Below are 23,635 nucleotides of genomic sequence, written 5' to 3'. Positions count from 1 at the left end.
AGATTACATGATGGAGCGATTCTCGGAAACCGGATAGCTCGTTCCAACATGCGGACATCGCCGGTTGGCGATGGAGAGGGGACCAATGCGGACAGATCATTGACCGTCGGCCCACGGCGGGCGGGCGTCCTTGCCCGCGGCGCTAGCGGCTCATACCCAACGGTTAAGCGACTGAAACCGAGGCGTAACGACTAGTTATGCAGTCCCCTGCATATGACCTCATCCTAGAGCCGTACCGAACAGATTACCCAGGACGTACGTCACACCCGCGGCGGCACCGCCCAGCGCCAGTTGCCGCAGCCCGCTGAACCACCAGGACCGGGCCGTGACCTTCGCCACGACGGCCCCACAGAGGAAGAGCCCGATCAGCGCGAGCACCAGCGCGGGCCACAGGGCGGTGGCCCCGAGCAGGAAGGGCAGCACGGGCAGCAGGGCGCCCAGCGCGAAGGATCCGAAGGAGGAGACGGCAGCGACGGTGGGCGAGGGCAGATCGCCGGGGTCGATGCCGAGCTCCTCGCGCGCGTGGATCTCCAGGGCCTGCTCGGGGTCCTTCGACAGCTGTCTGGCCACCTCGTGGGCCAGGGCGGGCTCGACTCCGCGCGACACGTAGAGCGCGGCGAGCTCCTTCTCCTCGTCCTTCGGGTGCTTCCTCAGCTCCCGGCGCTCCACGTCCAGCTCGGCCTCGACGAGCTCGCGCTGCGAGGCGACGGACGTGTACTCGCCCGCGGCCATCGAGAAGGCTCCGGCGGCGAGGCCTGCGAGGCCGGTGAGGACGATGGTCCCGGGCGCCACGGATCCTCCGGCGACACCGGTGATCAGGGCCAGATTGGACACCAGCCCGTCCATCGCGCCGAAGACGGCGGGACGCAGCCAGCCACCGTTGACGTCACGGTGGGTGTGGTTGTCGCGGTGCGCCTCGTGCAGTGCCGCTTCGGTGTCGATGATGGACATGCCGGTCTTGCCCCCTCTTTTTGCGCCCAAGCCGGCGCCGCTCTCGCGGAACCGTTCGGTCGCCGTTGTGATTCCTCGATCGGTGGTTGCGGTGCTCGGTCTTCACGCCTGCGCGCCGTCAACACCGTCGAAAGTACGCGCGGAAAATGGTCCCCGCCAGCAAGGAAGGCCGTACTTACCTGCGCTTTTGCGGTACTTGCGGGGCCCGGCAAGGGCCCGCTCAGGGCCCCTGACGCTCATCGGTACGAGGTCGCGCACAGATGTCGAAGGGGTGACGCTGAAGCTCCTGGGCTCCTGCTCGCCGCCCGGCGTGGCAGAGATCCAGGAAAGGGCCGGCGGGCAGCGTCGCGTGCCGGCCCGGGACGGGCCGGCCCTGGAGGGCCGGCGCAGGACGGAACTGCGACGCGCAGACCGACCCGTAGAGAGGCCCGAATGGCGCCCATTGCCCGTATTCCTTCGGTCCCGGCACCGGGTGGGGCGGCAGAGCTCCGTGAGCGGGGGCGTGGTGCGCTGCTCGGCCTCGCCGTCGGCGACGCGCTGGGCGCGCCCGCGGAGAACATGAAACCGTCCCAGATCCGCCGCCGCTGGGGCCGCATCACGGGATACGTCGCCGAGCGTCCGTCGGGCACGGACGACACCGAGTACGCGATCTTCTCGGGGCTGCTCCTCGCCCGGTACGGTTCCGGGCTCACCGTGTCGCATGTGGAGGCGGCCTGGCATCAGTGGATCGCCGACCGGGACGAGGGACCGTTCCGGGGCGCCGGGTTCAGCGAGAGGGGCACGCTGGAGAACCTCCGGCGCGGGCTCGCGGCCCCCATCTCCGCGCAGCACCGGCACGCATGGAGCGACGGCCTCGCGATGCGGGCCGCCCCGTTCGGCGTCTTCGCCGCGGGCCGCCCCGCCGAAGCGGCCCGCCTCGTGGCCATCGACGGCTCGGTCAGCCATGACGGGGAGGGCATCTACGGCGGTCAGGCGGTGGCCGCGGGCGTCGCGGCGGCGATGGCCGGGGCACCCACCGTGGCGGTGGTGGCCTCCGCCCTCTCGGTCGTGCCCGACGACTCCTGGACCGCGCGCTCCCTGCGCCGCGCGGTGGCCGTCGCGCACCGCGGGGAGCGCGCGGTGCGCCGGGCCGTCGTCATCGGCGGCTATCCCTGGACCGATCTGGCCCCGGAGGCCGTGGCGCTCGCCTTCGGGGCGTATGCGGCGGCCGACGGCGCGTTCGTCCAGGCGGTGCTGACCGCCGTCAACATGGGGCGCGACGCCGACACCACGGCGGCCGTCGCGGGCGCCCTGGCCGGCGCCACGTGCGGCGTCTCGGCGATCCCGGCGGACTGGGCGACCGCCATCGGCCCGGTCAGGGGGACGTGCCTGCCGTCGATGAACGGCCACCACGTCCTGGAGATCGCGGACCTGCTGACACCGGAGGACCATCCGGCCGGGCTGCCGGGGGCCGGGTCGGGGCGGTGGCGGGGTGCGGGCGTTCGGTCGAAGACGGGGTCGAGGCCGCGGGCGGGATCGGGGGCGGTCTCGGGGTCGGGCTCGGTCTCGGGGTCGGGTGATCCTCACCGCCCTCCCGATCCGCCCTGTGATCCCCGCAGCGGCGGCCCGGCGGTGAACGGCAGCCCGGTGGACATGGGCGACCCCGAAGAGGGGGCGGCCCAATGACCGACATGGACGTACCGACCGGGCCCAGAGGCCGCCACCACCCGCCCGGGGGCGACACCCGCCACGCGGGCCCCACACCTGCGACACCGGAAGCCGACGGCTACGTGCCCGACGGCGAGGCCGCGTCCCCCGGTGGCCCCGCGGGCCCACGCCGGGCCCCTGCCGACCGTGGACTTCGCACGGGCGGTGCACCGCCATCTCCGGGAACGGACGGTGCGCCGCTGTCGCCGGGAGTAGACAGCCGGGGGCGGAGTGCGCAGGAACCGGTGCGCCGCGCCCCGGACCGACGCACTCCGCCGACGTACGGCCATCCGCTCACGACGGACGGATACCTGCTGGCAGCTGACGGCTATGTGTCCCCGCCGGACGAGTACGCACTCGATCCCGCCACCGCCACGAACCTGTCAGGCGACACTGACACGTACAGCATCCGGGTCCCGGGCGGCGCCGCCGCCTACGAGGGAGCGGCTGACAACCCGGATGGCTCCACGGACCCAGGCGACTTCGGTGAAGCAGGAAGCGCTCCCGCCCCGAGGTGCGCCGCCGACACGAGCACCGCCCTCGTCACAGGCGGCGTCCCCGACGTCATGGGTGGCGCCCCCGGCCACACCGCCGCCGAGCCGGGCGTCGCCCGTGTCCTGCAGAGCGCCCCGGACGGCGGCCGGGAAGTGGTTCCCGACGGTCCCCCGGCCCCGCACCGGCCTCGCGAAGAGAGCGGCGCCCGGCCGGCAGCGCCCCCCGCGCGCCGTATCGAGGGCCTCCTGCTCGGGCTCGCCGCAGGTGACGCCGCCGGGTGGCCGGCCGCGCGGCACCGGGCCGCCCGTATGCCCGAATGGACGCGGCGGCTGACGCGGGAGCTGGATACGTTCGCCGAGGAGAACGCGACCACCACGCTGCCCGTCCCCATCGCGCTCAACCAGCCCCCGGAGCCCCTCCGCCTCGGCCCCTCCGACGACGCGGAGTGGGCCGCGTTCGCCGCCGGGGCCGTACTGTGCGCGGCCGACAGCAGCGCCCTCGGCGACCTCAGCCGAGGGCGCCGGATGCGCGCCGCCATCGACCTGGCCTGGAACGCCCTGGCCAGTGAGGTCGCCGCGGCCGCCGACCGCGCGCCCGAGGTCGAGTCGGCCGAGCTCCAGCTGCGCGCCCGCATCTCCGTACGGGCCGGCCTCGGCAACCTCGCCACCGGTCTGCGTCCGCCCGCCACGGGACACGACAACCCGCACTACTTCGACGACGCGGCCTGCGTACGCGCCTGCGTCCTCGCCGTCGCCCACCCCGGCGATCCCGAGGAGGCCGCGGAGCTCGCCGAGTTCGACGCCCGCTACACCCAGGACGGCGACGGCGTGCACGGCGCCCGCGCGATGGCCGCCGCGGTGGCCGCCGCACTCGGCGGCGCGGACGTCGACACCTGTGTGGCCGCGGCACTCGCCCAGCTGCCCGAAGTTACGGAGGTCGGCCGGAACGCGCGCCACGCCCTCGAACTCGCCCGCGCCGCCGACAGCGCGTTCGGCCTCGTACCGCTCCTGGAGCACCAGATCGTCGACCACGTCTACAGCTACGGCATCGCGGCCGCCGAAACCGTGCCCGTCGCCCTGGCCCTCGTCACCGCCGCTCGCGGCCGGCTGCAGGAGGCCGTGCCCGCGGCCGCGTGCCTGTCGCGTGTCGCCGACTCGGCCCCCGCCCTCGCCGGCGCCCTGGCCGGCGCTCTCGGCGGGGGCGACGCCGTGCCCCCCGCCTGGCGCGACGCCTGCCGCATCCTCCCCGGCTGCGCTCTTCCCCGCCTCACGGGCACGGATCTCGTCGAACTCGCCGGACACCTCGCACACGCAGAATTGACCACCACAGAGGGATGATTCACACATGCGGGACATTCATGACGTAACCGACGTCGTCGCCGATGACGTGAGCCTGGAGGAAAGGATCTCCGGTTGCCTCGTCGGCGCCGCCGTCGGCGACGCGCTCGGCGGCCCCGTCGAGGGCTACTCCCCCGAGCAGATCGTGGAGCGCCACGGCGGCCGCGTGCACGGCATCGTCGGCCCCTGGCACGGCGACGACTGGCGCACCGCCCGCCCCATCGCCCCGTACCACAAGGGCGACGGGCACGTCACCGACGACACCCTGATGACGCACGCGCTGGTCCGCGTCTACGGCACCGTCCGCGACCACCTCGACGCCTATGCCGTGGCCGAGCACCTGGTCCCGGAACTGATCAGCCGTCCCGTGTGGATCCCGGAACTCCAGGCCGAGGCGCTCCCCCTCCAGCGGATCTTCCTCGCCGAGAAATGGCTGGTGGCACGGCTCCACTACGGTCATGTGGATCCGCGCGAGGCGGGCAGCGGCAACATCGTCAACTGCGGTGCGGCGATGTACATGGCCCCGGTCGGCCTGGTCAACGCGGCCGGTCCACGGGGCGCGTACGCGGAGGCGATCGACGTCGCCGGCGCGCACCAGTCGTCGTACGGGCGGGAGGCCGCGGGCGTCTTCGCGGCCGCCGTGGCCGCGGCATGCCGGCCCGGCGCGACGCCCGCGTCGGTCGTCGACACCTGCCTCGGTCTCGCGAAGGACGGCACGCGCGCCGCGATCGAGGCGGTCTGCGAAGTGTCCTCCCGCCACACGGAGTTCGAGTCCGCGCTGGCGCCGCTGCGCGCGGCCGTCGAGCCCTACGACACGGTCGGCCCCGACTACCGCACGCCCTCGCTCGGCGCCCGCCGCCCGTCCCGGCTGCACGCCATCGAGGAACTGCCGATCGCGCTGGGCATGCTGGTCGTGGCGGGTGGCGACTACCGCCACGCCGTCCTGGGTTCGGTCAACTACGGCCGCGACTGCGACTCGATCGCCACGATGGCGGGCGCCCTCGCGGGGGCGCTGGGCTCCGCGGTACCGGACGAGTGGGCGAAGGCGGTGGCCGAGGCCAGCCGCCTGGATCTGCACGCCCCGGCACGGACACTCGCGGAGGTGACCCGCGAGATCTTCGCCCGCGACGTACGCCGCCGCCGCGACCACGAGGCCGCGTTCGCGGAGATGGCGGGCCCCCGATGAGCCCGCCCGAGGAACCGGGCAGCACCCCGGCCCGTACGCCGACCAGCCCGGCGCTGCGCCTCACCTGGGTCCAGCCCGAGGACCTGCTCGGCCACGAACTGCGGCAGGCTGCGGAGGACGGCCGCGACGCGACGGCGATCGCGGCGCGCTGGCGAGAGGCGGGCGGCACGGAAGCCCCGCCGTGCGCGGGCGCGTCCCCGAACCCGGCACCGGCCCACCTCCGTACACTGGCAGAGCAACTCCTCACCGAACTGACGTCCCTGTCAAGCCCGTTGACGGAGACGGAACCAACGGACCTGGACGAAATCCGGGCCGGCTGCCCGGACTGGCCCAGCGGCGCCGCCACCCTCACCTGGAAGTCCGGGGGCATGCCCCTCCACGCGGCGGAGCCGCATATCGACTCGGCGGGAAGGGGCGGGCTCGGGGAAGAGAAACCCCCACCCCCAGCCGACGCCGCCCTCCTCCCCCGCCTCGAAGCCGCCTGGCTGGGCAGAGCCACCGGCTGCCTCCTCGGCAAGCCGGTGGAGAAACTCCCCCTGAAAGGGATCCGCGCCCTCGCCCAGGCCACCGGCAACTGGCCCCTGAACACCTGGTTCACAGCCAAGGGCGTCCCCGATGCCCTGACCCGCACCTACCCCTGGAACCGCCGCTCCGCCCCCACATCCCTCGCCGAGAACATCGACGGCATGCCGGAGGACGACGACCTCAACTACCCGCTCCTCGACATCCTGTTGCTCCAGCGGTACGGCCCCGCCTTCACCACCACGGACGTGGCCCGCCTCTGGCTCGACGAACTCCCCGCAGGCCGCACGTTCACCGCCGAGCGCATCGCGTACCGCAACCTCCTCGACGGCATCGAACCACCGCACACGGCCCGCCACCGCAACCCGTTCCGGGAGTGGATCGGCGCCCTCATCCGCGCCGACGTACACGGCTGGACGCACCCGGGCGACCCGGGCGCCGCGGCCGCGCAGGCGCACCGCGACGCGGTGCTCACGCACACCGCGAACGGCGTCTACGGCGCGATGTTCGCGGCCGCCGCGATCGCCGAGGCGGCGGGCGGAGCGAGCGATGTCCACGGTTGTCTGCGCGCCGGGCTCGCCGTCGTACCGCCGGGCTCCCGCCTGGCCCGCGCCGTACGCCACGGCATCCAACTCGCCGAGTCGGAGGGCGACTTCGACAGGGTCGTCGACCGGCTGCACGCGGCGTACGGCACGTACCACTGGGTGCACGTCGTCCCCAACGCCGCTCTGCTCGCCGCCGCACTCACCCACGCCGACGGCGATTTCACCGCCTCCATCTGCCGTGCGGTGTCCGGCGGCTGGGACACCGACTCGAACGGCGCGACGGCCGGTTCGCTCGCCGGGCTGCTGGCGGGCCGTCCGGACGCGCTGCCCGAGCGGTGGACGGCCCCGCTCAAGAACCGCCTCGCCACATCCGTCGCCGGCTTCGACGGCATCGGCTTCGACACCCTCGCCCAGCTCACCCAGGCCCGCGTCACCTACCGGGAGGCACGCCACCCATGACCCAGATCGTCGTGTTCGGCAGCGCGAACATGGACCTCGTCGCGTACGTCATGAAGGCCCCGCAACGCGGAGAGACCGTCACGGGACGCGAGTTCCGTACGCTCCCCGGCGGCAAGGGCGCCAACCAGGCCGTGGCCGCGGCCCGCGCGGGCGGCACGGTGTCGATGATCGGCGCGGTGGGCGCCGACGCCTACGGCACCCACCTGCGGGCCACGCTCGAACACTCGGGCGTGGACACCGACCTGCTGCGCACCGCGGAGGGCCCGTCCGGAACCGCGCACATCGTCGTGGACGACGAGGGCGGCAACGCCATCGTCGTCATCCCCGGCGCCAACGGCACCGTCTCGTCCCTCGCCCCCGGCGACGAAGCCGTCCTGGCCCTCGCCGACATGCTGCTGCTGCAGCTGGAGGTCCCCCTGGAGGGCGTGCTGGCCGCGGCCGAAGCCGCGCGCCGGCACGGCGTACGCACCGTGCTCACTCCGTCGCCCGTCCAGCCCCTGCCGGCCGAACTCCTCGCCGCCATCGACCTCCTCGTACCGAACGAGCACGAGGCCGCCGCGCTCACCGGTGTCACCGACCCGTACGAGGCGGCGGACGCCCTGCTCGAGCAGGTGCCGGAGGTCGTGGTCACGCTGGGTTCGTCGGGCTGCCTCTACGCCGCCCGGGGCGTCGAGAAGATCACCGTCCCGGCTCCGCACGTGACGGCCGTGGACTCGACCGGCGCGGGCGACGAGTTCGTCGGCTCCCTGGCCGTGGCGCTGGGCGAGGGCAGGCCGATGCCCGAGGCGCTGGCCTGGGCGTCGTCCGCGGCCGCGCTGTCGGTGCAGCGGCCGGGAGCCTCGGCCGCCATGCCCTGCCGCGGCGAGATCGACGAACTGGCCCTGCACGAGGAGCAGGAGCAGCATGAGCAGCAGGACAGGCAGGGCGAGCACCTCTCATGAACACCCCAGCGAACATCGCAGCAGAGCAGTCGGCGACCGGGATGCGGCAACCCGCCGGCGCAGGATCCCCGCCGCCCCTGACCGGCCTGCGCGTACTCGACATCGCGACCCTCTTCGCCGGGCCGCTGGCCGCCACCCTGCTCGGCGACTTCGGCGCCGAGGTGATCAAGGTCGAGCATCCCCGCACACCGGATCCGTCCCGCGGGCACGGCCCGTCGAAGGACGGCATCGGCCTGTGGTGGAAGCTGCTGGGCCGCAACAAGCGCACGATGACCGCCGACCTGTCCACGCCGGGCGGCCGGGAGACGCTCCTGCGCCTGGCCGCCACCGCGGACGTCGTCGTCGAGAACTTCCGCCCGGGCACGCTGGAGCGCTGGGGCCTCGGCTGGGACGAGCTGTCCGCGGTCAACCCGCGGCTGGTCCTGGCGCGCGTCACGGGCTTCGGCCAGTTCGGCCCGTACGCGCACCAGCCGTGCTTCGGCACCCTCGCGGAGGCCCTGAGCGGCTTCGCCGCCGTGACCGGTGACCCGGACGGCCCGCCGACCCTGCCCCCGTTCGGCCTCGCCGACTCCATCGCGGGCATCACGACGGCGTACGCGGTGATGACGGCGCTCCACGCCCGCGAACGCACGGGCCGCGGGCAGATCGTCGACATGGCGATCATCGAGCCGATCCTGACCGTGGTCGGCCCGCAGCCGCTCTGGTACGACCAGCTGGGCCACGTCCAGCCGCGGACAGGCAACCGGTCGGCGAACAACGCGCCGCGCAACACGTACCGCACGTCCGACGGGCAATGGGTCGCCGTCTCCACCTCGGCGCAGTCCATCGCGGAGCGCGTGATGCACCTGGTGGGACGGCCGGAGCTGATCGCCGAGCCCTGGTTCGCGACGGGCGCGGACCGGGCCCGCCACGCCGACGTGCTCGACGACGCGGTCGGCTCGTGGATCGCCCGGCACACCCGCGACGAGGTGCTCGAGGCCTTCGCCAAGGCGGAGGCGGCGGTCGCTCCGGTCCAGGACGTACGCGACATCATGGGCGACCCGCAGTACGCGGCCCGCGAGACGCTCACGACCGTCGACGACCCCGAACTCGGCCCGCTGCGCATGCAGAACGTCCTCTTCCGCCTCACCGAGACCCCCGGCGCCGTCCGCTGGGCGGGCCGTCCGCACGGCGCGGACACGGACGCCCTGCTGCGGGAACTGGGCCTGACGGAACAGGAGATCACGACCCTGCGGTCGGAAGGTGCCGTATGAACCCCATGAACTCCATGAACGGCCCGCACGGCGGCAGGGGTATGCGGGGCACCGGCGGCCGGCCGGCCGCGCCGCCCCCGCTGACCTGGCTGTACGCGCCCGGCGACCGGCCCGAGGTGGCAGTGAAGGCCCTTGCCTCCGGCGCCGACGTCGTCGTGATCGATCTGGAGGACGCGGTGGCCGCGCACCGCAAGGAGTACGCGCGCGCGGCCACCGCCGAGCTGCTGTCGCAGCGGCCGCCCGTCCCGGTCCATGTCCGGATCAACGCGCTGGACAGCCCGCTCGCCGCGGCCGACATCCGGGCCGTCGCCGCCCTCCCCGGCCTCTCCGGGCTGCGGCTGCCGAAGGTCACCTCCCCGGACGACGTCGTCCGTATCGCGGAACTCGCGGCACCCGCGGAGGGCGGCGCCCTTCCGCTCTACGCCCTCCTGGAGTCCGCCCTCGGCGTGGAGCGCGCCTTCGCCGTGGCGAGCGCCCATCCGGCGCTGCGCGGCATCGCGCTCGGCGAGGCCGATCTCCGCGCCGACCTGGGCGTACGGGACGACGCCGGGCTCGACTGGGCGCGCGGCAGGATCGTCCTGGCCGCACGCGCGGCGGGGCTCGCACCGCCCGCCCAGTCCGTGTACCCGGACGTACGCGACATCGACGGGCTCACGGCCTCCTGCGCCCACGGCCGCGCGCTGGGGTTCCTCGGCCGTATGGCGATCCACCCGCGCCAGCTCCCGGTGATCAAGCGGGCCTACCTCCCGTCCCCCGCGGAGATCGCATCCGCGGAGGAGATCGTCAAGAGCGCCACGGACGACGCCGGCGCCCTCGCCCTGCCGGACGGCCGCTTCGTCGACCCGGCGATCGTGGCCTGCGCCCATCGCACGCTGGCGCTGGCACAGCGCGCGGACTGAGCCTCAGGGACCGGCAGGCCCGCACCCCGTCCGGCAGGCCTGCCGGTTCACTGGCTGGTGTCGTCCTCGATGACCTTGCGTACCGCTTCGGCGATCGGGGTGCTGCGGGTCAGCTCGTTGATCCGGCGCCGGATGTCGCGATTCTCCCGGCCCGGGAAGAGGCGGTACTGCCATTCGGCAGCCCCGGCCAGGGCGGCCAGGTGCAGGTCGCGGTCGTCCAGCGGCGGGCCGGAGCCCGGTCGCCACGCCCGGGCCACCTCGAGGATCCGGCGCGCCGATTCCTTCGTCACACTCGGCTCAGTGGCATACCAGGCGGTGTACGGGAACAGGCCCAGGAAGCGGAAGCGGGGCTGGGCGCGCAGCAGGCCGCGCGCGGCGAGCGCCTCCAGACAGACCTTTTCGACCGACGTGTAGGGCGCGCTGACATCGTGCAGGATCTGGCCGATCCATCGCTCGATCCCCAGGTTCCACCGCTTCTTGCCCGCGCGCGTGAGCGAGTCGATCACATGGTCCCCGACGGGGTCCCCCACCGGGAGCGGCCGTACCTGGGTGATGTGCGGGCCTTCGACGGCGATCGCCCCGGCCAGCAGCAGCTCGGTGAGCACGGCTCCGGCCAGGACCCGGTCGAAGTACCACGGCCGCTTCAGCAGCCCGGTCTCCGGCACCGCGCTGAGCAGCAGGAGCTCCTCCGCCAGTGTGATGCGCGGCTCGTCGTGCATCGCCGGCCCCTCCCCCGCGTGATCTCGTCGCGTCCCTGCCCGCATGCACGCCCGGACCGTGCGTACGGTTGCACGGTTCCACGGCGAGGCGGGCCGGCAGGGCCCGGGCCGCCCTACACGACGGGGCCGCCCTACACGACGGGGCCGCCGGACATTCCGTCCGGCGGCCCCGTGTGCGCACTCGGTGCGCGCCGGCTCCGCAGCCGACGCGCGCCCGGCCCGTCAGCTCTTCTTGGCCGACCCGGCCTCGTCCTTGTCCTTCGCGGAGCCCGACGGCTCGGGAACGACGGCCGCCTCCGGGGCTTCCGACGCTTCTTCCTCGGAGTCCCCCGGAGCGTCGGCGGCCTTCTCCTCGACGGCCTTCGTGCCCTCGGCGGCCTTCTCGTCCTCGCCGGACGCGCTCTCGGTGGTGGACTTCTCGTCCTCGCCGGATGCGCTCTCCGCCGTGGCCTCGCCGCCCTCGGCGGGGGCCTCGGCGCCCGGCTCCACGACCTCCTCGCGACCCGGCCTCCGCTTCGACGAGACCACGATGTAGGTCACCGCGAGCAGGAAGACGAGCAGGGCGGTCCAGTTGTTGAGCCGCAGACCGAGGATGTGGTGCGCCTCGTCGACGCGCATGTACTCGATCCAGAAGCGGCCCGTGCAGTACGCGGCGACGTAGAGCGCGAAGGCCCGTCCGTGCCCGAGCTTGAAGCGCCGGTCGGCCCAGATGACCAGCAGCGCGACGCCGATGCACCACAGCGACTCGTAGAGGAACGTGGGGTGGTACGTGCCGGGGATCCGGCCGTCCTCGGACGACGTGATCTTCAGCGCCCACGGCACGTCGGTGGGCCGCCCGTAGAGCTCCTGGTTGAACCAGTTGCCCCAGCGGCCGATGGCCTGGGCGAAGGCGATGCCCGGCGCGACCGCGTCGGCGTACGCCGGAAGCGGGATGCCCCGCCGCCGGCAGCCGATCCACGCGCCGAGCGCGCCGAGGGCGATGGCTCCCCAGATGCCGAGGCCGCCCTCCCAGACCTTGAAGGCATTGACCCAGTCACGGCCCTCGCTGAAGTACAGCTCGTAGTCCGTGATCACGTGGTAGAGCCGGCCGCCGACGAGGCCGAACGGCACCGCCCACACGGCGATGTCGGCCACGGTGCCGGGCCGCCCGCCCCGGGCGATCCACCGCTTGTTGCCGAGCCAGACGGCCACGAAGACACCGATGATGATGCAGAACGCATAGCCGCGCAGCGGAATGGGGCCGAGGTACAGCACACCGCGCGACGGGCTGGGAATGAAGGCAAGGTCCATGGCAGGGTCGACGCTACCCTGCCGGGCGGGCGACACGGCAACCCGCCCGGCTACGGCTCCATAACGCCGGTCCGTATGTCACCGGTCCGCGTCACCCCTTGGCTGCGTCCTCGACCATCTGCTTCAGCTTCTGAGGCGTCAGCGGGTTGTTCTGGTCGCCGTACACCTTCTTGCCGTTGAGCAGGACCGTCGGGGTGCCGCCGAAGTTTCCGGCCTGGAAGGCCTCGTTGGACTTGGCGACCCAGCTGTTGTGGGTGCCGTCGTTCACACACTTCTCGAACGTGGGTGTGACCAGCCCGTCCACCTTGCGCGCCAGCTCGATCAGCTTGCTGTTCTTGGCGAAGGCGTCGTCCGTTTCCTCGGGCTGGTTCTCGTAGAGCACGTCGTGGTACGCGGTGAACTTGCCGGCGCCCTGGGCGCAGGCCGCGGCGTTGGCCGCGTGCAGGGAGCCGCTGCCGCCCAGGTTCTTGTCGATCAGAGTGGCCAGGCGGTACTCGACGCGGAGCTTGCCGGCCGTGGTCAGCTCATGGATCGTCGAGCGGTACGTGTCCTCGAAGTTCTTGCAGGCCGGGCAGCGGAAGTCCTCCCAGACCGTGAGGGTCGACTTGGCGGTGTCCTGACCGACGGGAATCACCAGCTTGTCCTGCCCGGTCGCCCCGCTGGGCGCCACGACGGGGCCCGAGGTGTCGGTCTTGTCCTCGCCCGAGTTCGCGGCGACCACGCCGATCACACCGGCCAGTACCAGCACGCCCGCCACGGTCGACCCGACGATCAGCGTCCGGCGGCGCCTTTCCCGCGCCTTCTCACGCTCTCGCTCAACCGCCATCCGCTCGCGTGCACTGCGCTTTCCCTCACGGTTTCTCTCACTCACACCCCGCCAACGAACCGGGGAGGCACCAACGTGCCTCCCCGGTCCCAGATCCACCCATACGGGTTATACCCCTTGGGGGCGATTCGCACGGATCATCGCCGGCGGGCCGGCGAGCCGGTTATGCGTTGCCGCGCCGTACGCCCGCCGCGAGCTCGCCCGCGAGCGCACGGACCGCCTCGAGGCCCGCCGCGTCGTTCTCGGCGTCCAGCATCCCCTTGACGAACGCGGAGCCGACGATGACGCCGTCGGCGAAGCCCGCGACCTCCGCGGCCTGCTCGGCGTTCGACACCCCGAGGCCGACGCAGACCGGCAGGTCGGTGGTCGCGCGGGTGCGCCCCACGAGGTCCTGCGCCTGCGCGCCCACCGACTCACGGGTGCCCGTGACACCCATCAGCGAGGCCGCGTACACGAAGCCCGAGCCCGCGGCGGTGATCTCCGCGAGGCGCTCGTCCTTGCTGCTCGGCGCGACGACGAAGACGGTCGCGAGACCGTGCTTCTCGGCGTGCTCCCGCCAGGTAGCCGACTCCTGCACCGGCAGGTCGGGGAGGATGCAGCCCGCGCCGCCCGCCTCGGCCAGCTCGGCGGTGAACCGCTCGATGCCGTAGCGGTCGATCGGGTTCCAGTACGTCATGACGAGCACCGGCTTGCCCGTGGCCTCGTGCGCCTCGCGGACCGTGCGCATGACGTCCGCGATCTTCACGCCGCCGCGCAGGGCGATGTCGTCCGCGGTCTGGATGACCGGGCCGTCGAGAACCGGGTCGCTGTGCGGCAGCCCCACCTCGACGACGTCGGCGCCGCCGTCGAAGACGGCCTTGATCGCCTCGATGCCGCCGACCACGGTCGGGAACCCTGCCGGGAGGTACGCGATGAGAGCCGCGCGTCCCTCGGCCTTGGCGGCCGCGAGGGTGTCGCTCAGCAGTTGGCGCTTTCCGCCGATGAATGCAGCCCCGCTCACTTCGCGTCCCCCCGAATCTCGGCGACCCCGCCGTTCGCGTCGGCTTCCACGGCGGCGTCGACCGCGGCGGTGTCCTTGACCTCGTTCCGGTCGTACAGCCCGAAGTAGCGGGCGGCCGTGTCCATGTCCTTGTCGCCGCGCCCGGACAGGTTGACGATGATCAGCCCGTCCTTGCCGAGCTCCCTGCCGACCTCCAGCGCCCCGGCGAGCGCGTGGGCGCTCTCGATGGCCGGGATGATGCCCTCGGTCTTCGACAGCAGGCGCAGGGCCTGCATCGCCGCGTCGTCGGTGACGGCGCGGTACTCGCCGCGGCCGCTGTCCTTGAGGTAGGCGTGCTCGGGCCCGATGCCCGGGTAGTCGAGACCGGCCGAGATCGAGTACGGCTCGGTGATCTGGCCTTCCTCGTCCTGCAGGACGTAACTGCGGGAGCCGTGCAGGATGCCGGGCTCGCCCGCGGTGAGGGTGGCCGCGTGCTCACCGGTCTCGATGCCGTGGCCTGCGGGTTCGCAGCCGACGAGACGTACCGACGCGTCGGGGATGAAGGCGTGGAACAGGCCGATGGCGTTGGAGCCGCCGCCGACGCAGGCGACCGCGGCGTCGGGCAGGCGCCCGGCCCGCTCCAGGATCTGGCGGCGCGCCTCCACACCGATGACGCGGTGGAAGTCGCGCACCATCGCCGGGAAGGGGTGCGGTCCGGCCACGGTCCCGAAGAGGTAGTGGGTGCGGTCGACGTTGGCGACCCAGTCGCGGAACGCCTCGTTGATCGCGTCCTTCAGCGTCCGGGAGCCCGACTTCACGGCGATGACCTCGGCGCCGAGCATGCGCATACGGGCCACGTTGAGCGCCTGGCGCTGGGTGTCGATCTCACCCATGTAGATGGTGCACTCGAGGCCGAACAGCGCGCAGGCCGTCGCGGTGGCCACGCCGTGCTGGCCGGCGCCGGTCTCGGCGATGACGCGCGTCTTGCCCATCCGCTTGGTGAGCAAGGCCTGGCCGAGCACGTTGTTGATCTTGTGCGAGCCGGTGTGGTTCAGGTCCTCGCGCTTGAGGAACATCCGGACGCCGCCCGCGTGCTCGGCGAACCGCGGCACCTCGGTGAGCGCGCTCGGGCGCCCCGTGTAGTTCACGAGCAGGTCGTCCAGCTCGCGCGCGAACTCCGGGTCGGACTTCGCCTTCTCGTACTCGACGGCGACCTCGTCCACGGCGGCGACCAGCGCCTCCGGGATGAACTTGCCGCCGAACGCGCCGAAGTACCCCTCGGCGCTGGGGACCTGACCCTCCGGGTCGGGAATGAAGAACTCGCTGGGCATGCGAACCTCGCAGGGGCGTTGTGCCCCGTCTCTCGGGTTGACGATGGTCACGGTGGCGCTGCCGCGCGCGCCAAAGCGTCCGGTGGCCCGCCCGCCTGTGGGCATGCGTTCCTCCCCCAGTGCCTCAAGGGCCTGGGAGGGACCCCCAGGGCGGAACGGGTGGGCACAGGCGGAACCCCGACTACGTCGGGCTCCTGGTCGTACCCCCGGGCAACCACAATGGCCTAGGCGGCGGGGCGGAGCCCCGCACAGACGCGCGCGGCGCGCTCGCGCCATCGCATCCCGTTGACCTGCCCCGGCTCGTCCCCGATCACATACCGCACACGCCGCCCGTGCACCCGGCGGGCCGGGGCGCGGCAGCCGCGCGGGCGGCAGCCGCGGGCGAGCCGCGCGTACGGGTCACGGGGCGCCGCTCCGGCCCCGCCGCCGGGTCGCGCGCAGGCCGCGGCACCGGCCGAGCGGGCGCTCGTCCGGTGTCCGGCTGCTGCGACGCGGCGGACGGTCACGGCCGGGATCAGCCCCTGCCGTGCCGCAGCGCGGGATGCGCACCCGCGGCGACGAGGTCGGAGACCGCCGTCTTCGGGTCCTTGCCGGTGACCAGGGACTCGCCCACCAGGACGGCGTCGGCCCCGGCGTTGGCGTAGGCGATCAGGTCGTGCGGGCCCCGGACGCCGGACTCGGCGATCTTGACGATCGAGTCGGGGATCTCGAGCGCGACGCGCTCGAAGGTCGACCTGTCGACCTCGAGCGTCTTCAGGTTGCGCGCGTTGATGCCGATGACCCGCGCACCCGCGTCGATCGCCCGCTCGGCCTCCTCCTCGTCGTGCACCTCGACGAGCGGCGTGAGCCCGATGGACTCGGCGCGCTCGATCAGCGACTCGAGGGCGGGCTGGTCCAGGGCGGCGACGATCAGCAGCGCGACGTCGGCGCCGTACGCCCGGGCCTCCCACAGCTGGTACGACGTGACGATGAAGTCCTTGCGGAGCACCGGGATCTCGACCTTGGCGCGGACGGCCTCCAGGTCGGCGAGCGATCCACCGAAGCGGCGCTGCTCGGTCAGGACGGAGATGACGGCCGCGCCGCCTGCCTCGTAGTCGGCGGCGAGCCCGGCCGGATCGGCGATCGCGGCGAGCGCACCCTTGGACGGGCTGGAGCGCTTGACCTCGCAGATCACCTTGACGCCGTCGCCACGCAGTGCGGCGACGCCGTCCTTCGCCTGCGGAGCCTTTGCCGCACGCTCCTTGAGCTCGTCGAGGGTGACGCGCGCCTGCCGCTCCGCGAGGTCGGCACGGACTCCGTCGATGATCTCGTCGAGCACACTCACGCGAGCGGCCCCCTTCCCTGACGGTTGCGGCACTGAAGTTGTTCGAACTGACGCACCGGCATTCCGATGGTCACTTGCGATGGTATCCGCAAGGGGGCGATGGCCCCGCATCCGGCGGACCTCGGTCCCACTACCTGGACATTCACTAATTGATCAAGGGTGCAGCCAGCCACCGAAGGGCAGATTCCGGACAACGGTGAACGCCAGGACCAGCACACCGAACGCCCACAGGTGCGCCGGACGGGGATCGATCCGCAGCGGCCGCCCCTGAGCCGCCCTGACGGCCCAGACGACCCACAACACGGCGAAGAGCACATATCCGGCGACGCCCAGCGCGTTGTCCCTCAGCGCAGCCACGAAGTCGCCGTGCACGAAGGCGTGCGCGCTGCGCAGCCCGCCGCAGCCGGGGCAGTAGATGCCGGTGACCCGGTACAGCGGGCAGACGGGATAGTGCCCGGGCTCATTGGGGTCGACCACCCCGACGTAGGCGAAGGCTGCGCCGACCGAGGCGAGCACACCGAGGGGCACGAGCAGGCGCTGGAGGCGGGTGGCCGGTGGAGTACCGGGGACGGAGCCGGAGCCGACGAGGGGGCGGGCGGCGAGGCTGGATGCGCCAGGGGTGGGGGTGGACGGAGCTGTGTGACACACGGCAGCCGGATGGCCGCACGACACGACATCACCGACCGGCGCGCCACACCCGGCGGGCACGACATGCCCCGACGGCGCAGCACGCCCGGCCGAGGCCTTACGCCCCGCCGGTGCCGTACGGGCAGTCGCCGCCGCAGAGTCACTCGGCGCGGTGTGACCGTCGGGAGCGGCGTGGCCAGGGTGCGCGATGCGGCCAGAGGGCGCAGCGTGGCCCGTGGGCGCCGCGCTCCGGGGTTCGGGGTTCACGCGGGCATTCTGCCCCGGAGGCAGACGTTCCGCCCGCCGGACGGCCCCTCACAGGCACGCGAAGGAGGCGGCTCCGGCGCCGGGCCGGTGCCGCCCCCTTCGGCGTGGAGAATCGGGGAGCGCGGGAGCGTCAGCTCTCGGACGGCGCGGGCTGCGGCCGCTTCTGGCCCAGACCGGCCACGCTCATGGCGCCGCCGACGACCGCGCCGGCACCGATGATCACCATGCCGGCCCAGAAGCCCACCGGGTTGGCCATGACCATGAAGGCACCCGCGACGCAGAAACCGATGAAGGCGATGATGACACCGGTCCACGCGGCCGGGGTGTGTCCGTGTCCGTGGCTGCCCGCCATTGCTTTGCTCCTCGTTGCTCTCGTTGCTGTGTGCGCGGTACGCGGCTGTCTGCGTGACGTGCTACGACGTGCTACGCGGTGGTGAGCGGGACGCTCGAAACCCATTGTCCCGTACTCACACGTTCGGCTGAGCCGCGGGGGGTCCCAGGCCGCCGGGCCGGAAGACCCGAGAGCCCGGGGACTTCCCGACCACGGGACCGGGGGACCTCCGAACCACGGGTTCGGGACCTGCGGACCACGGGTTTCGGGATCTCCGGGCCACGAGACCGCTTGCCGCACAGCCCCGCCCCGGTCACTCCCCGCCGGTAGGGTCCTCGCCCCGGTCGAGGGCCTTCCAGAGGTCCTCGGGCCGGTCGGGGTCCACGACCGGCGCCTTACGGGGACGGGGGGTGCCGTCGCGCTCGTACCGGCCGGACATGGCGGGCCAGCCGCGGCCGTAGCGCAGGGCGAGCAGCCCCGCGAGGAACAGGAGTGCACCGCCCGCGGCGGCCACGTACGGCCATGCGGTGTGGGTCAGCGCGCCGACGGTCGCCGCGGTGTTGCCCGCCACCTCGGCGGCCTTCTCGTCGAGTACGGAGCTGTCGCCGGCGCCGAGCACGGCGGCGGCGACGGTGCCCGCGCCCGAGAGCGCGAGGAGGGCCGAGACGAGCAGGCGCCCCGCCCGGCGCACCGCGAAGACCGCGACGAGGGCCGCGAGGGCCACTATCGCGAGCGCGGCCGGTACGCCGGTGACGTCGCCGCCCTTGGCCGTCAGCGGGAAGTCGCCGCCCGCCACGGAGGCCGTGCCGCCGGCCCACTCCTGCCGGGAGGCGAGCAGCACGACAGCCGCGCCGACGGCGCCCAGCAGCAGGGCGGCTGCGAGGCTGCGGCGGCCGGGGCGGGGGGCGGTGGTCGCGGACGCCCCTTCACGGCCTTCGCGACGGGGCTGGGGAACTGCTGCAGAAGTCACCCGTCCACTATCCCCCACGCCCACCGGTGAGCGACGGGGCGGGGGTGCCGCCCCGGTACCGCTACGCAGAGGCCGTGCCCAGCCGGTTCGCCGTGTGGACCGCCCGCAGGACCGCCGCCGCCTTGTTGCGGCACTCCGTGTCCTCGGCGACCGGGTCGGAGTCGGCGACGATGCCGGCGCCCGCCTGGACGTACGCCGTGCCGTCCCGCAGCAGGGCCGTGCGGATGGCGATCGCCGTGTCGGAGTCGCCGGCGAAGTCGAGGTAGCCGACGCAGCCGCCGTACAGGCCGCGGCGCGCGGGCTCGAGCTCGTCGATGATCTGCATGGCGCGCGGCTTCGGCGCGCCCGACAGGGTGCCCGCGGGGAAGCAGGCGGTCAGGACGTCGAAGGCCGTGCGTCCCTCCGCGACCCGCCCGGTCACGGTCGACACGATGTGCATCACGTGCGAGTACCGCTCGATGGACATGAAGTCGACGACCTCGACCGAGCCGGGCTCGCAGACGCGCCCGAGGTCGTTGCGCCCGAGGTCGACGAGCATCAGGTGCTCGGCGCGCTCCTTGGGGTCGGCGAGCAGCTCGTCAGCGAGCGCCTGGTCCTCCTGCGGCGTGGCACCGCGCGGCCGGGTCCCGGCGATCGGGTGGACCATCGCGCGCCCGTCCTCGACCTTCACGAGGGCCTCGGGACTCGATCCGACGACGTCGAAGCCGTCGAAGCGGAACAGGTACATGTACGGGGACGGGTTGGTCGCCCGCAGCACGCGGTAGACGTCCAACGCGCTTGCCGTGCAAGGGGTTTCGAACCGCTGCGAGGGCACGACCTGGAAGGCCTCGCCCGCGCGGATGCGCTCCTTGATGTCCTCGACGGCGTCCTGGAAGTCCGGCCCGCCCCACAGCGCGGTGAACTCCGGCAGCTCGGACGGCGGGAGCACCGCCGGGGGCTGGGCGATCGGCCGCGACAGGTCCGCCTCCATGGCGTCGAGGCGGGCCACCGCGTCGGCGTAGGACTCGTCGACGCCCGTGTCGAGGTCGTTGTGGTTGATCGCGTTGGCGATGAGCATGACGCTGCCGTCCCAGTGGTCCAGGACGGCCAGATCGCTGGTGAGCAGCATGGTCAGCTCGGGGAGCTGCAGGTCGTCGTGGTCGCCGGGGCCGATCTTCTCCAGGCGCCGCACGATGTCGTACCCGAGATAGCCCACCATGCCGCCGGTGAACGGCGGCATTCCGGCGCCCAGGTCGTGCGGCGTGTGCAGCGCCTCGACGGTGGCGCGCAGGGCGGCGAGCGGGTCGCCGTCGACCGGCACGCCGACCGGCGGGACGCCGTGCCAGTGCGCCTGCCCGTCCCGCTCGGTGAGCGTGGCGGCGCTGCGCACGCCGACGAAGGAGTAGCGGGACCAGGAGCGGCCGTTCTCGGCGGACTCCAGCAGGAAGGTGCCGGGGCGCTCGGCGGCGAGCTTGCGGTACAGCCCGACGGGGGTGTCACCGTCCGCCAGCAGCTTGCGGCTGACGGGGATGACGCGGCGGTCGGTGGCCAGCTTGCGGAACGTCTCGAGGTCCATGGCGGCCGACCTTACTGACTCAGAGGGAGGACGTCGGCGTCGAAGCAGGTGCGGGCTCCCGTGTGGCAGGCGGCGCCGACCTGGTCGACCTTCACCAGCACGGTGTCGGCGTCGCAGTCGAGGGCCACCGACTTCACGTACTGGAAGTGGCCGGAGGTGTCCCCCTTGACCCAGTACTCCTGGCGGCTGCGCGACCAGTACGTGCACCGGCCCGTGGTGAGCGTGCGGTGCAGCGCCTCGTCGTCCATCCAGCCGAGCATCAGCACCTCACCGGTGTCGTACTGCTGGGCGATGGCGGGCAGGAGACCGTCCGCGCTGCGCTTGAGGCGCGCGGCGATCTCCGGGTCCAGGCTGCTGGGAGGGGGCGTGCTGCTCATGAGAGCCATTGTGCTGGATCGGTACGACAGCGCGGCGCGCCGTCCGCCCGGTGGACACCCGCGCGAGCCTCCGCGGGTACGGAGCCGCGCCCGCACGGCCCCGTACCGTGGCAGCCGCCGGGGCGCCGCCGTACGCTGACCCCATGTCGACCCATGCCAAGCGTGAACGGCTGCTCCTCGCCGACCTGTTGGAGGCCGCGGGGCCCGAGGCGCCCACCCTCTGCGAGGGCTGGGGGACCCGCGACCTGGCCGCGCACGTCGTCGTGCGCGAGCGCCGCCCGGACGCGGCGGGCGGAATCCTGATCAAGCCGCTGGCGAGCCGCCTCGAGCGGGTGATGGCGGAGTACGCCGCCAAGCCGTACGAGGAGCTGATCCAGCTCATCCGGACGGGCCCGCCGCGCTTCTCGCCGTACGCGCTGAAGCAGATCGACGAGGCGGCGAACGCGGTCGAGTTCTACGTCCACACCGAGGACGTCCGCCGCGCCCAGCCCGACTGGACACCGCGCGAGCTCGACCCGGTCTTCGCCGACACGCTCTGGTCCCGCCTGGAGCGCATGGCCCGCGTCCTGTGCCGCGGTGCGACGTCGGGCCTGGTCCTGCGCCGCCCGGACGGCCAGACGGCCGTGGGCAAGCGCGGCACCCCGGTCGTCACGGTCACCGGGGAGCCGGGCGAGCTCACGATGTTCGCGTTCGGCCGCCAGTCCGCGGCGAAGGTCGAGCTGGACGGCGAGAAGGACGCGGTCACGAAGCTGCAGGAGACGAAGCAGCTGGGGATCTGAGCAGCTCCACCCGGCTTCCGTGAGCCGTGTTCAGCCGGTCCGCGGCTGAACACGGCTCGTCTTCGGCCTTGGGCTCAGCAGCGCGTCACCGCACGGGGTGCCCCGCCGCCCGCAGCGCCCCCTTCACCTCGCCGATCCGCAGATCCCCGAAGTGGAACACCGACGCGGCAAGGACCGCGTCCGCGCCCGCCTTGATCGCCGGCGGGAAGTCGGCGAGCTTGCCCGCGCCGCCGGAGGCGATGACGGGGACGGTGACGTGCCCCCGGACGGCCTCGATCATCTCGATGTCGTAGCCGTCCTTCGTGCCGTCGGCGTCCATCGAGTTGAGCAGGATCTCGCCGGCGCCGAGCTCGGCCGCGCGGTGGGCCCACTCGACGGCGTCGATGCCGGTGCCGCGGCGGCCGCCGTGGGTCGTCACCTCGTAGCCGGACGGGGTGCCCGCGTCCGTGCGGCGGGCGTCGACCGACAGGACGAGGACCTGGCGGCCGAACCGCTCGGCGATCTCGCGGATCAGGTCCGGGCGGGCGATCGCCGCCGTGTTGACGCCGACCTTGTCCGCGCCGGCGCGCAGCAGCTTGTCGACGTCCTCGGCGGTGCGCACGCCGCCGCCCACGGTGAGTGGGATGAAGACCTGCTCGGCGGTGCGGCGCACCACGTCGTACGTCGTCTCGCGGTTGCCCGACGACGCCGTGATGTCCAGGAAGGTGAGCTCGTCGGCGCCCTCGGCGTCGTACACCTTCGCCATCTCGACGGGGTCGCCCGCGTCGCGCAGGTTCTGGAAGTTCACACCCTTGACGACGCGGCCGTTGTCCACGTCCAGGCAGGGGATGACTCGGACCGCGAGGGTCACCTCAGGCTCCTCTGAAAGCTTCTAGTTCCACTTCGACCAGGATGCGCGGGTCGACGAAGCCCTCCACGACCAGCATGGTCGCGGCCGGGCGCACGGAGTCGAAGAGCTCCTTGTGGGCCCGCCCCACCTCGTCGACGTCCCGTGCATGGGTCAGATACATACGTGTACGGATCACCGACTCGATGCCGAGCCCGAACTCGGCGATCGCTTCGAGTGCGTGTGAGAAGGCCACCTTGGCCTGCTCGTACGGGTCGCCCTCGCCGTAGAGCACGCTGCCCTTGAAGGACGTCGTGCCCGCGACCAGGACACGGTCGCCGGCCGCGACGGCGCGCGCGAAGCCGATGGACTCCTCCCAGGGGGTCCCACTCTGCACGCGCCGCACGGCATCGGTCGTCATGACACTGCGTCCTTGTTCACGACACGGCCTCCAAGGCCTCTTCCAGGGTGAACGCCTTCGCGTAGAGGGCCTTGCCCACGATCGAGCCCTCCACACCCAGCGGGACGAGCTCGGCGATCGCCCGCAGGTCGTCCAGGGACGAGACGCCGCCGGAGGCCACGACCGGGCGGTCGGTGGCCGCGCAGACGTTCTTCAGCAGCTCCAGGTTGGGGCCCTGCAGCGTGCCGTCCTTGGCGATGTCCGTGACGACGTACCGCGCGCAGCCCTCCTTGTTGAGGCGCTCCAGCGTCTCGTAGAGGTCGCCGCCGTCGCGGGTCCAGCCGCGACCGCGCAGCGTGGTGCCGCGGACGTCGAGACCGACGGCGATCTTGTCGCCGTGCTCGGCGATGACCTTGGCGACCCACTCGGGGGTCTCCAGGGCGGCCGTGCCCAGGTTGACGCGGGTGCAGCCGGTGGCGAGGGCGGCGGCGAGGGTGTCGTCGTCGCGGATGCCACCGGACAGCTCCACCTTGATGTCCATCGCCTTCGCGACCTCGGCGATCAGCGCGCGGTTGTCACCGGTGCCGAACGCGGCGTCCAGGTCGACCAGGTGCAGCCACTCGGCGCCCGACCGCTGCCAGGCCAGGGCGGCCTCCAGCGGGGAGCCGTACGAGGTCTCCGTACCGGACTCGCCGTGCACGAGGCGGACGGCCTGGCCGTCGCGGACGTCGACGGCGGGGAGGAGTTCGAGCTTGGCCAT

Annotated in this window: 24 protein-coding genes; 8 read left to right on the top strand and 16 right to left on the bottom strand. The window is 73.0% G+C overall.

Features of this window, described 5'->3' with window-relative positions; all coding sequences use genetic code 11:
* Positions 1–219: 219 nt before the first annotated feature.
* The gene (locus ACWD4J_RS02185; RefSeq protein WP_451393335.1) at positions 220–951 is read right to left on the bottom strand and encodes a VIT1/CCC1 transporter family protein; all 732 of its coding nucleotides are present in this window, start codon (positions 949–951) and stop codon (positions 220–222) included.
* Positions 952–1,383: 432 nt separating this feature from the next.
* Between ACWD4J_RS02185 and ACWD4J_RS02180 the strand changes: the two genes are divergently transcribed.
* From ACWD4J_RS02180 to ACWD4J_RS02150, 7 genes are all read left to right on the top strand, one after another.
* Positions 1,384–2,616, top strand: a complete 1,233-nt coding sequence (locus ACWD4J_RS02180) for an ADP-ribosylglycohydrolase family protein (RefSeq protein WP_451393334.1) — start codon at positions 1,384–1,386, stop codon at positions 2,614–2,616.
* 587 nt (positions 2,617–3,203) lie between these two features.
* Positions 3,204–4,469, top strand: a complete 1,266-nt coding sequence (locus tag ACWD4J_RS02175; protein WP_451393609.1) for an ADP-ribosylglycohydrolase family protein — start codon at positions 3,204–3,206, stop codon at positions 4,467–4,469.
* A 7-nt stretch (positions 4,470–4,476) separates the two neighbouring features.
* Positions 4,477–5,655, top strand: a complete 1,179-nt coding sequence (locus ACWD4J_RS02170) for an ADP-ribosylglycohydrolase family protein (protein WP_451393333.1) — start codon at positions 4,477–4,479, stop codon at positions 5,653–5,655.
* The gene (locus ACWD4J_RS02165) at positions 5,652–7,181 is read left to right on the top strand and encodes an ADP-ribosylglycohydrolase family protein (protein ID WP_451393332.1); all 1,530 of its coding nucleotides are present in this window, start codon (positions 5,652–5,654) and stop codon (positions 7,179–7,181) included. The genes ACWD4J_RS02170 and ACWD4J_RS02165 overlap by 4 nt, the downstream gene beginning before the upstream one ends.
* On the top strand, positions 7,178–8,122 hold the full coding sequence (gene rbsK / locus ACWD4J_RS02160; RefSeq protein WP_451393331.1) for a ribokinase: 945 nt from the start codon (positions 7,178–7,180) through the stop codon (positions 8,120–8,122). Before ACWD4J_RS02165 ends, rbsK begins: the two co-directional genes overlap by 4 nt.
* Positions 8,123–8,163: 41 nt before the next feature.
* On the top strand, positions 8,164–9,375 hold the full coding sequence (locus ACWD4J_RS02155; RefSeq protein WP_451393608.1) for a CaiB/BaiF CoA transferase family protein: 1,212 nt from the start codon (positions 8,164–8,166) through the stop codon (positions 9,373–9,375).
* A gap of 41 nt (positions 9,376–9,416) precedes the next feature.
* A complete protein-coding gene (locus ACWD4J_RS02150; protein ID WP_451393607.1) occupies positions 9,417–10,274 on the top strand; it encodes an HpcH/HpaI aldolase/citrate lyase family protein in 858 nt (285 codons plus the stop codon).
* A 47-nt stretch (positions 10,275–10,321) separates the two neighbouring features.
* Here ACWD4J_RS02150 and ACWD4J_RS02145 read toward each other — a convergent pair whose 3' ends face one another.
* From ACWD4J_RS02145 to hisI, 12 genes are all read right to left on the bottom strand, one after another.
* Positions 10,322–10,993 carry a GOLPH3/VPS74 family protein gene (locus ACWD4J_RS02145; RefSeq protein WP_451393330.1) on the bottom strand — a complete coding sequence of 224 codons (672 nt, stop codon included), beginning with the start codon at positions 10,991–10,993 and terminating at the stop codon, positions 10,322–10,324.
* 222 nt (positions 10,994–11,215) lie between these two features.
* Positions 11,216–12,283 (bottom strand): prolipoprotein diacylglyceryl transferase, encoded by a 1,068-nt coding sequence (gene lgt, locus ACWD4J_RS02140; RefSeq protein ID WP_451393329.1) that lies wholly within the window; start codon positions 12,281–12,283, stop codon positions 11,216–11,218.
* 91 nt (positions 12,284–12,374) lie between these two features.
* Positions 12,375–13,154: a DsbA family protein gene (locus ACWD4J_RS02135; RefSeq protein WP_451393328.1), complete on the bottom strand. Its 780-nt coding sequence runs from the start codon at positions 13,152–13,154 to the stop codon at positions 12,375–12,377.
* A gap of 118 nt (positions 13,155–13,272) precedes the next feature.
* Positions 13,273–14,091 (bottom strand): tryptophan synthase subunit alpha, encoded by an 819-nt coding sequence (gene trpA / locus ACWD4J_RS02130; protein ID WP_451393606.1) that lies wholly within the window; start codon positions 14,089–14,091, stop codon positions 13,273–13,275.
* 14 nt (positions 14,092–14,105) lie between these two features.
* A complete protein-coding gene (trpB, locus tag ACWD4J_RS02125; protein WP_451393327.1) occupies positions 14,106–15,419 on the bottom strand; it encodes a tryptophan synthase subunit beta in 1,314 nt (437 codons plus the stop codon).
* Positions 15,420–15,643: 224 nt separating this feature from the next.
* Positions 15,644–15,925: a tryptophan biosynthesis modulator TrpM gene (trpM, locus tag ACWD4J_RS02120; protein ID WP_451393326.1), complete on the bottom strand. Its 282-nt coding sequence runs from the start codon at positions 15,923–15,925 to the stop codon at positions 15,644–15,646.
* A gap of 8 nt (positions 15,926–15,933) precedes the next feature.
* Positions 15,934–16,743, bottom strand: coding sequence for an indole-3-glycerol phosphate synthase TrpC (gene trpC / locus ACWD4J_RS02115; RefSeq protein ID WP_451393325.1), 810 nt, complete (start codon positions 16,741–16,743; stop codon positions 15,934–15,936).
* A 153-nt stretch (positions 16,744–16,896) separates the two neighbouring features.
* A complete protein-coding gene (locus ACWD4J_RS02110) occupies positions 16,897–17,277 on the bottom strand; it encodes a DUF2752 domain-containing protein (protein WP_451393605.1) in 381 nt (126 codons plus the stop codon).
* A gap of 490 nt (positions 17,278–17,767) precedes the next feature.
* Positions 17,768–17,989, bottom strand: a complete 222-nt coding sequence (locus ACWD4J_RS02105; RefSeq protein WP_451393324.1) for an HGxxPAAW family protein — start codon at positions 17,987–17,989, stop codon at positions 17,768–17,770.
* A 292-nt stretch (positions 17,990–18,281) separates the two neighbouring features.
* Positions 18,282–18,938, bottom strand: a complete 657-nt coding sequence (locus ACWD4J_RS02100) for a TIGR02234 family membrane protein (protein WP_451393323.1) — start codon at positions 18,936–18,938, stop codon at positions 18,282–18,284.
* Positions 18,939–18,999: 61 nt separating this feature from the next.
* Complete coding sequence (locus ACWD4J_RS02095) at positions 19,000–20,493, bottom strand: anthranilate synthase component I (protein WP_451393322.1); 1,494 nt, start codon at positions 20,491–20,493, stop codon at positions 19,000–19,002.
* Between the two features lie 11 nt (positions 20,494–20,504).
* On the bottom strand, positions 20,505–20,870 hold the full coding sequence (gene hisI / locus ACWD4J_RS02090) for a phosphoribosyl-AMP cyclohydrolase (protein ID WP_067275434.1): 366 nt from the start codon (positions 20,868–20,870) through the stop codon (positions 20,505–20,507).
* Between the two features lie 143 nt (positions 20,871–21,013).
* Between hisI and ACWD4J_RS02085 the strand changes: the two genes are divergently transcribed.
* The gene (locus tag ACWD4J_RS02085) at positions 21,014–21,649 is read left to right on the top strand and encodes a TIGR03085 family metal-binding protein (RefSeq protein ID WP_451393321.1); all 636 of its coding nucleotides are present in this window, start codon (positions 21,014–21,016) and stop codon (positions 21,647–21,649) included.
* Positions 21,650–21,734: 85 nt separating this feature from the next.
* Here the strand turns inward: ACWD4J_RS02085 and hisF are convergent, their stop codons facing one another.
* Genes hisF through priA form a run of 3 tightly spaced genes read right to left on the bottom strand, consistent with a single transcriptional unit; the run spans position 21,735 to position 23,635 of the window.
* Complete coding sequence (hisF, locus tag ACWD4J_RS02080) at positions 21,735–22,499, bottom strand: imidazole glycerol phosphate synthase subunit HisF (RefSeq protein ID WP_451393320.1); 765 nt, start codon at positions 22,497–22,499, stop codon at positions 21,735–21,737.
* Position 22,500: 1 nt separating this feature from the next.
* Positions 22,501–22,896, bottom strand: a complete 396-nt coding sequence (locus ACWD4J_RS02075) for a RidA family protein (protein ID WP_451393319.1) — start codon at positions 22,894–22,896, stop codon at positions 22,501–22,503.
* 16 nt (positions 22,897–22,912) lie between these two features.
* On the bottom strand, positions 22,913–23,635 hold the full coding sequence (gene priA, locus ACWD4J_RS02070) for a bifunctional 1-(5-phosphoribosyl)-5-((5-phosphoribosylamino)methylideneamino)imidazole-4-carboxamide isomerase/phosphoribosylanthranilate isomerase PriA (RefSeq protein ID WP_451393318.1): 723 nt from the start codon (positions 23,633–23,635) through the stop codon (positions 22,913–22,915).

The organism is Streptomyces sp. NPDC002577 (genome assembly GCF_053594815.1).
This window is presented reverse-complemented; position numbering and strand designations above follow the sequence as displayed.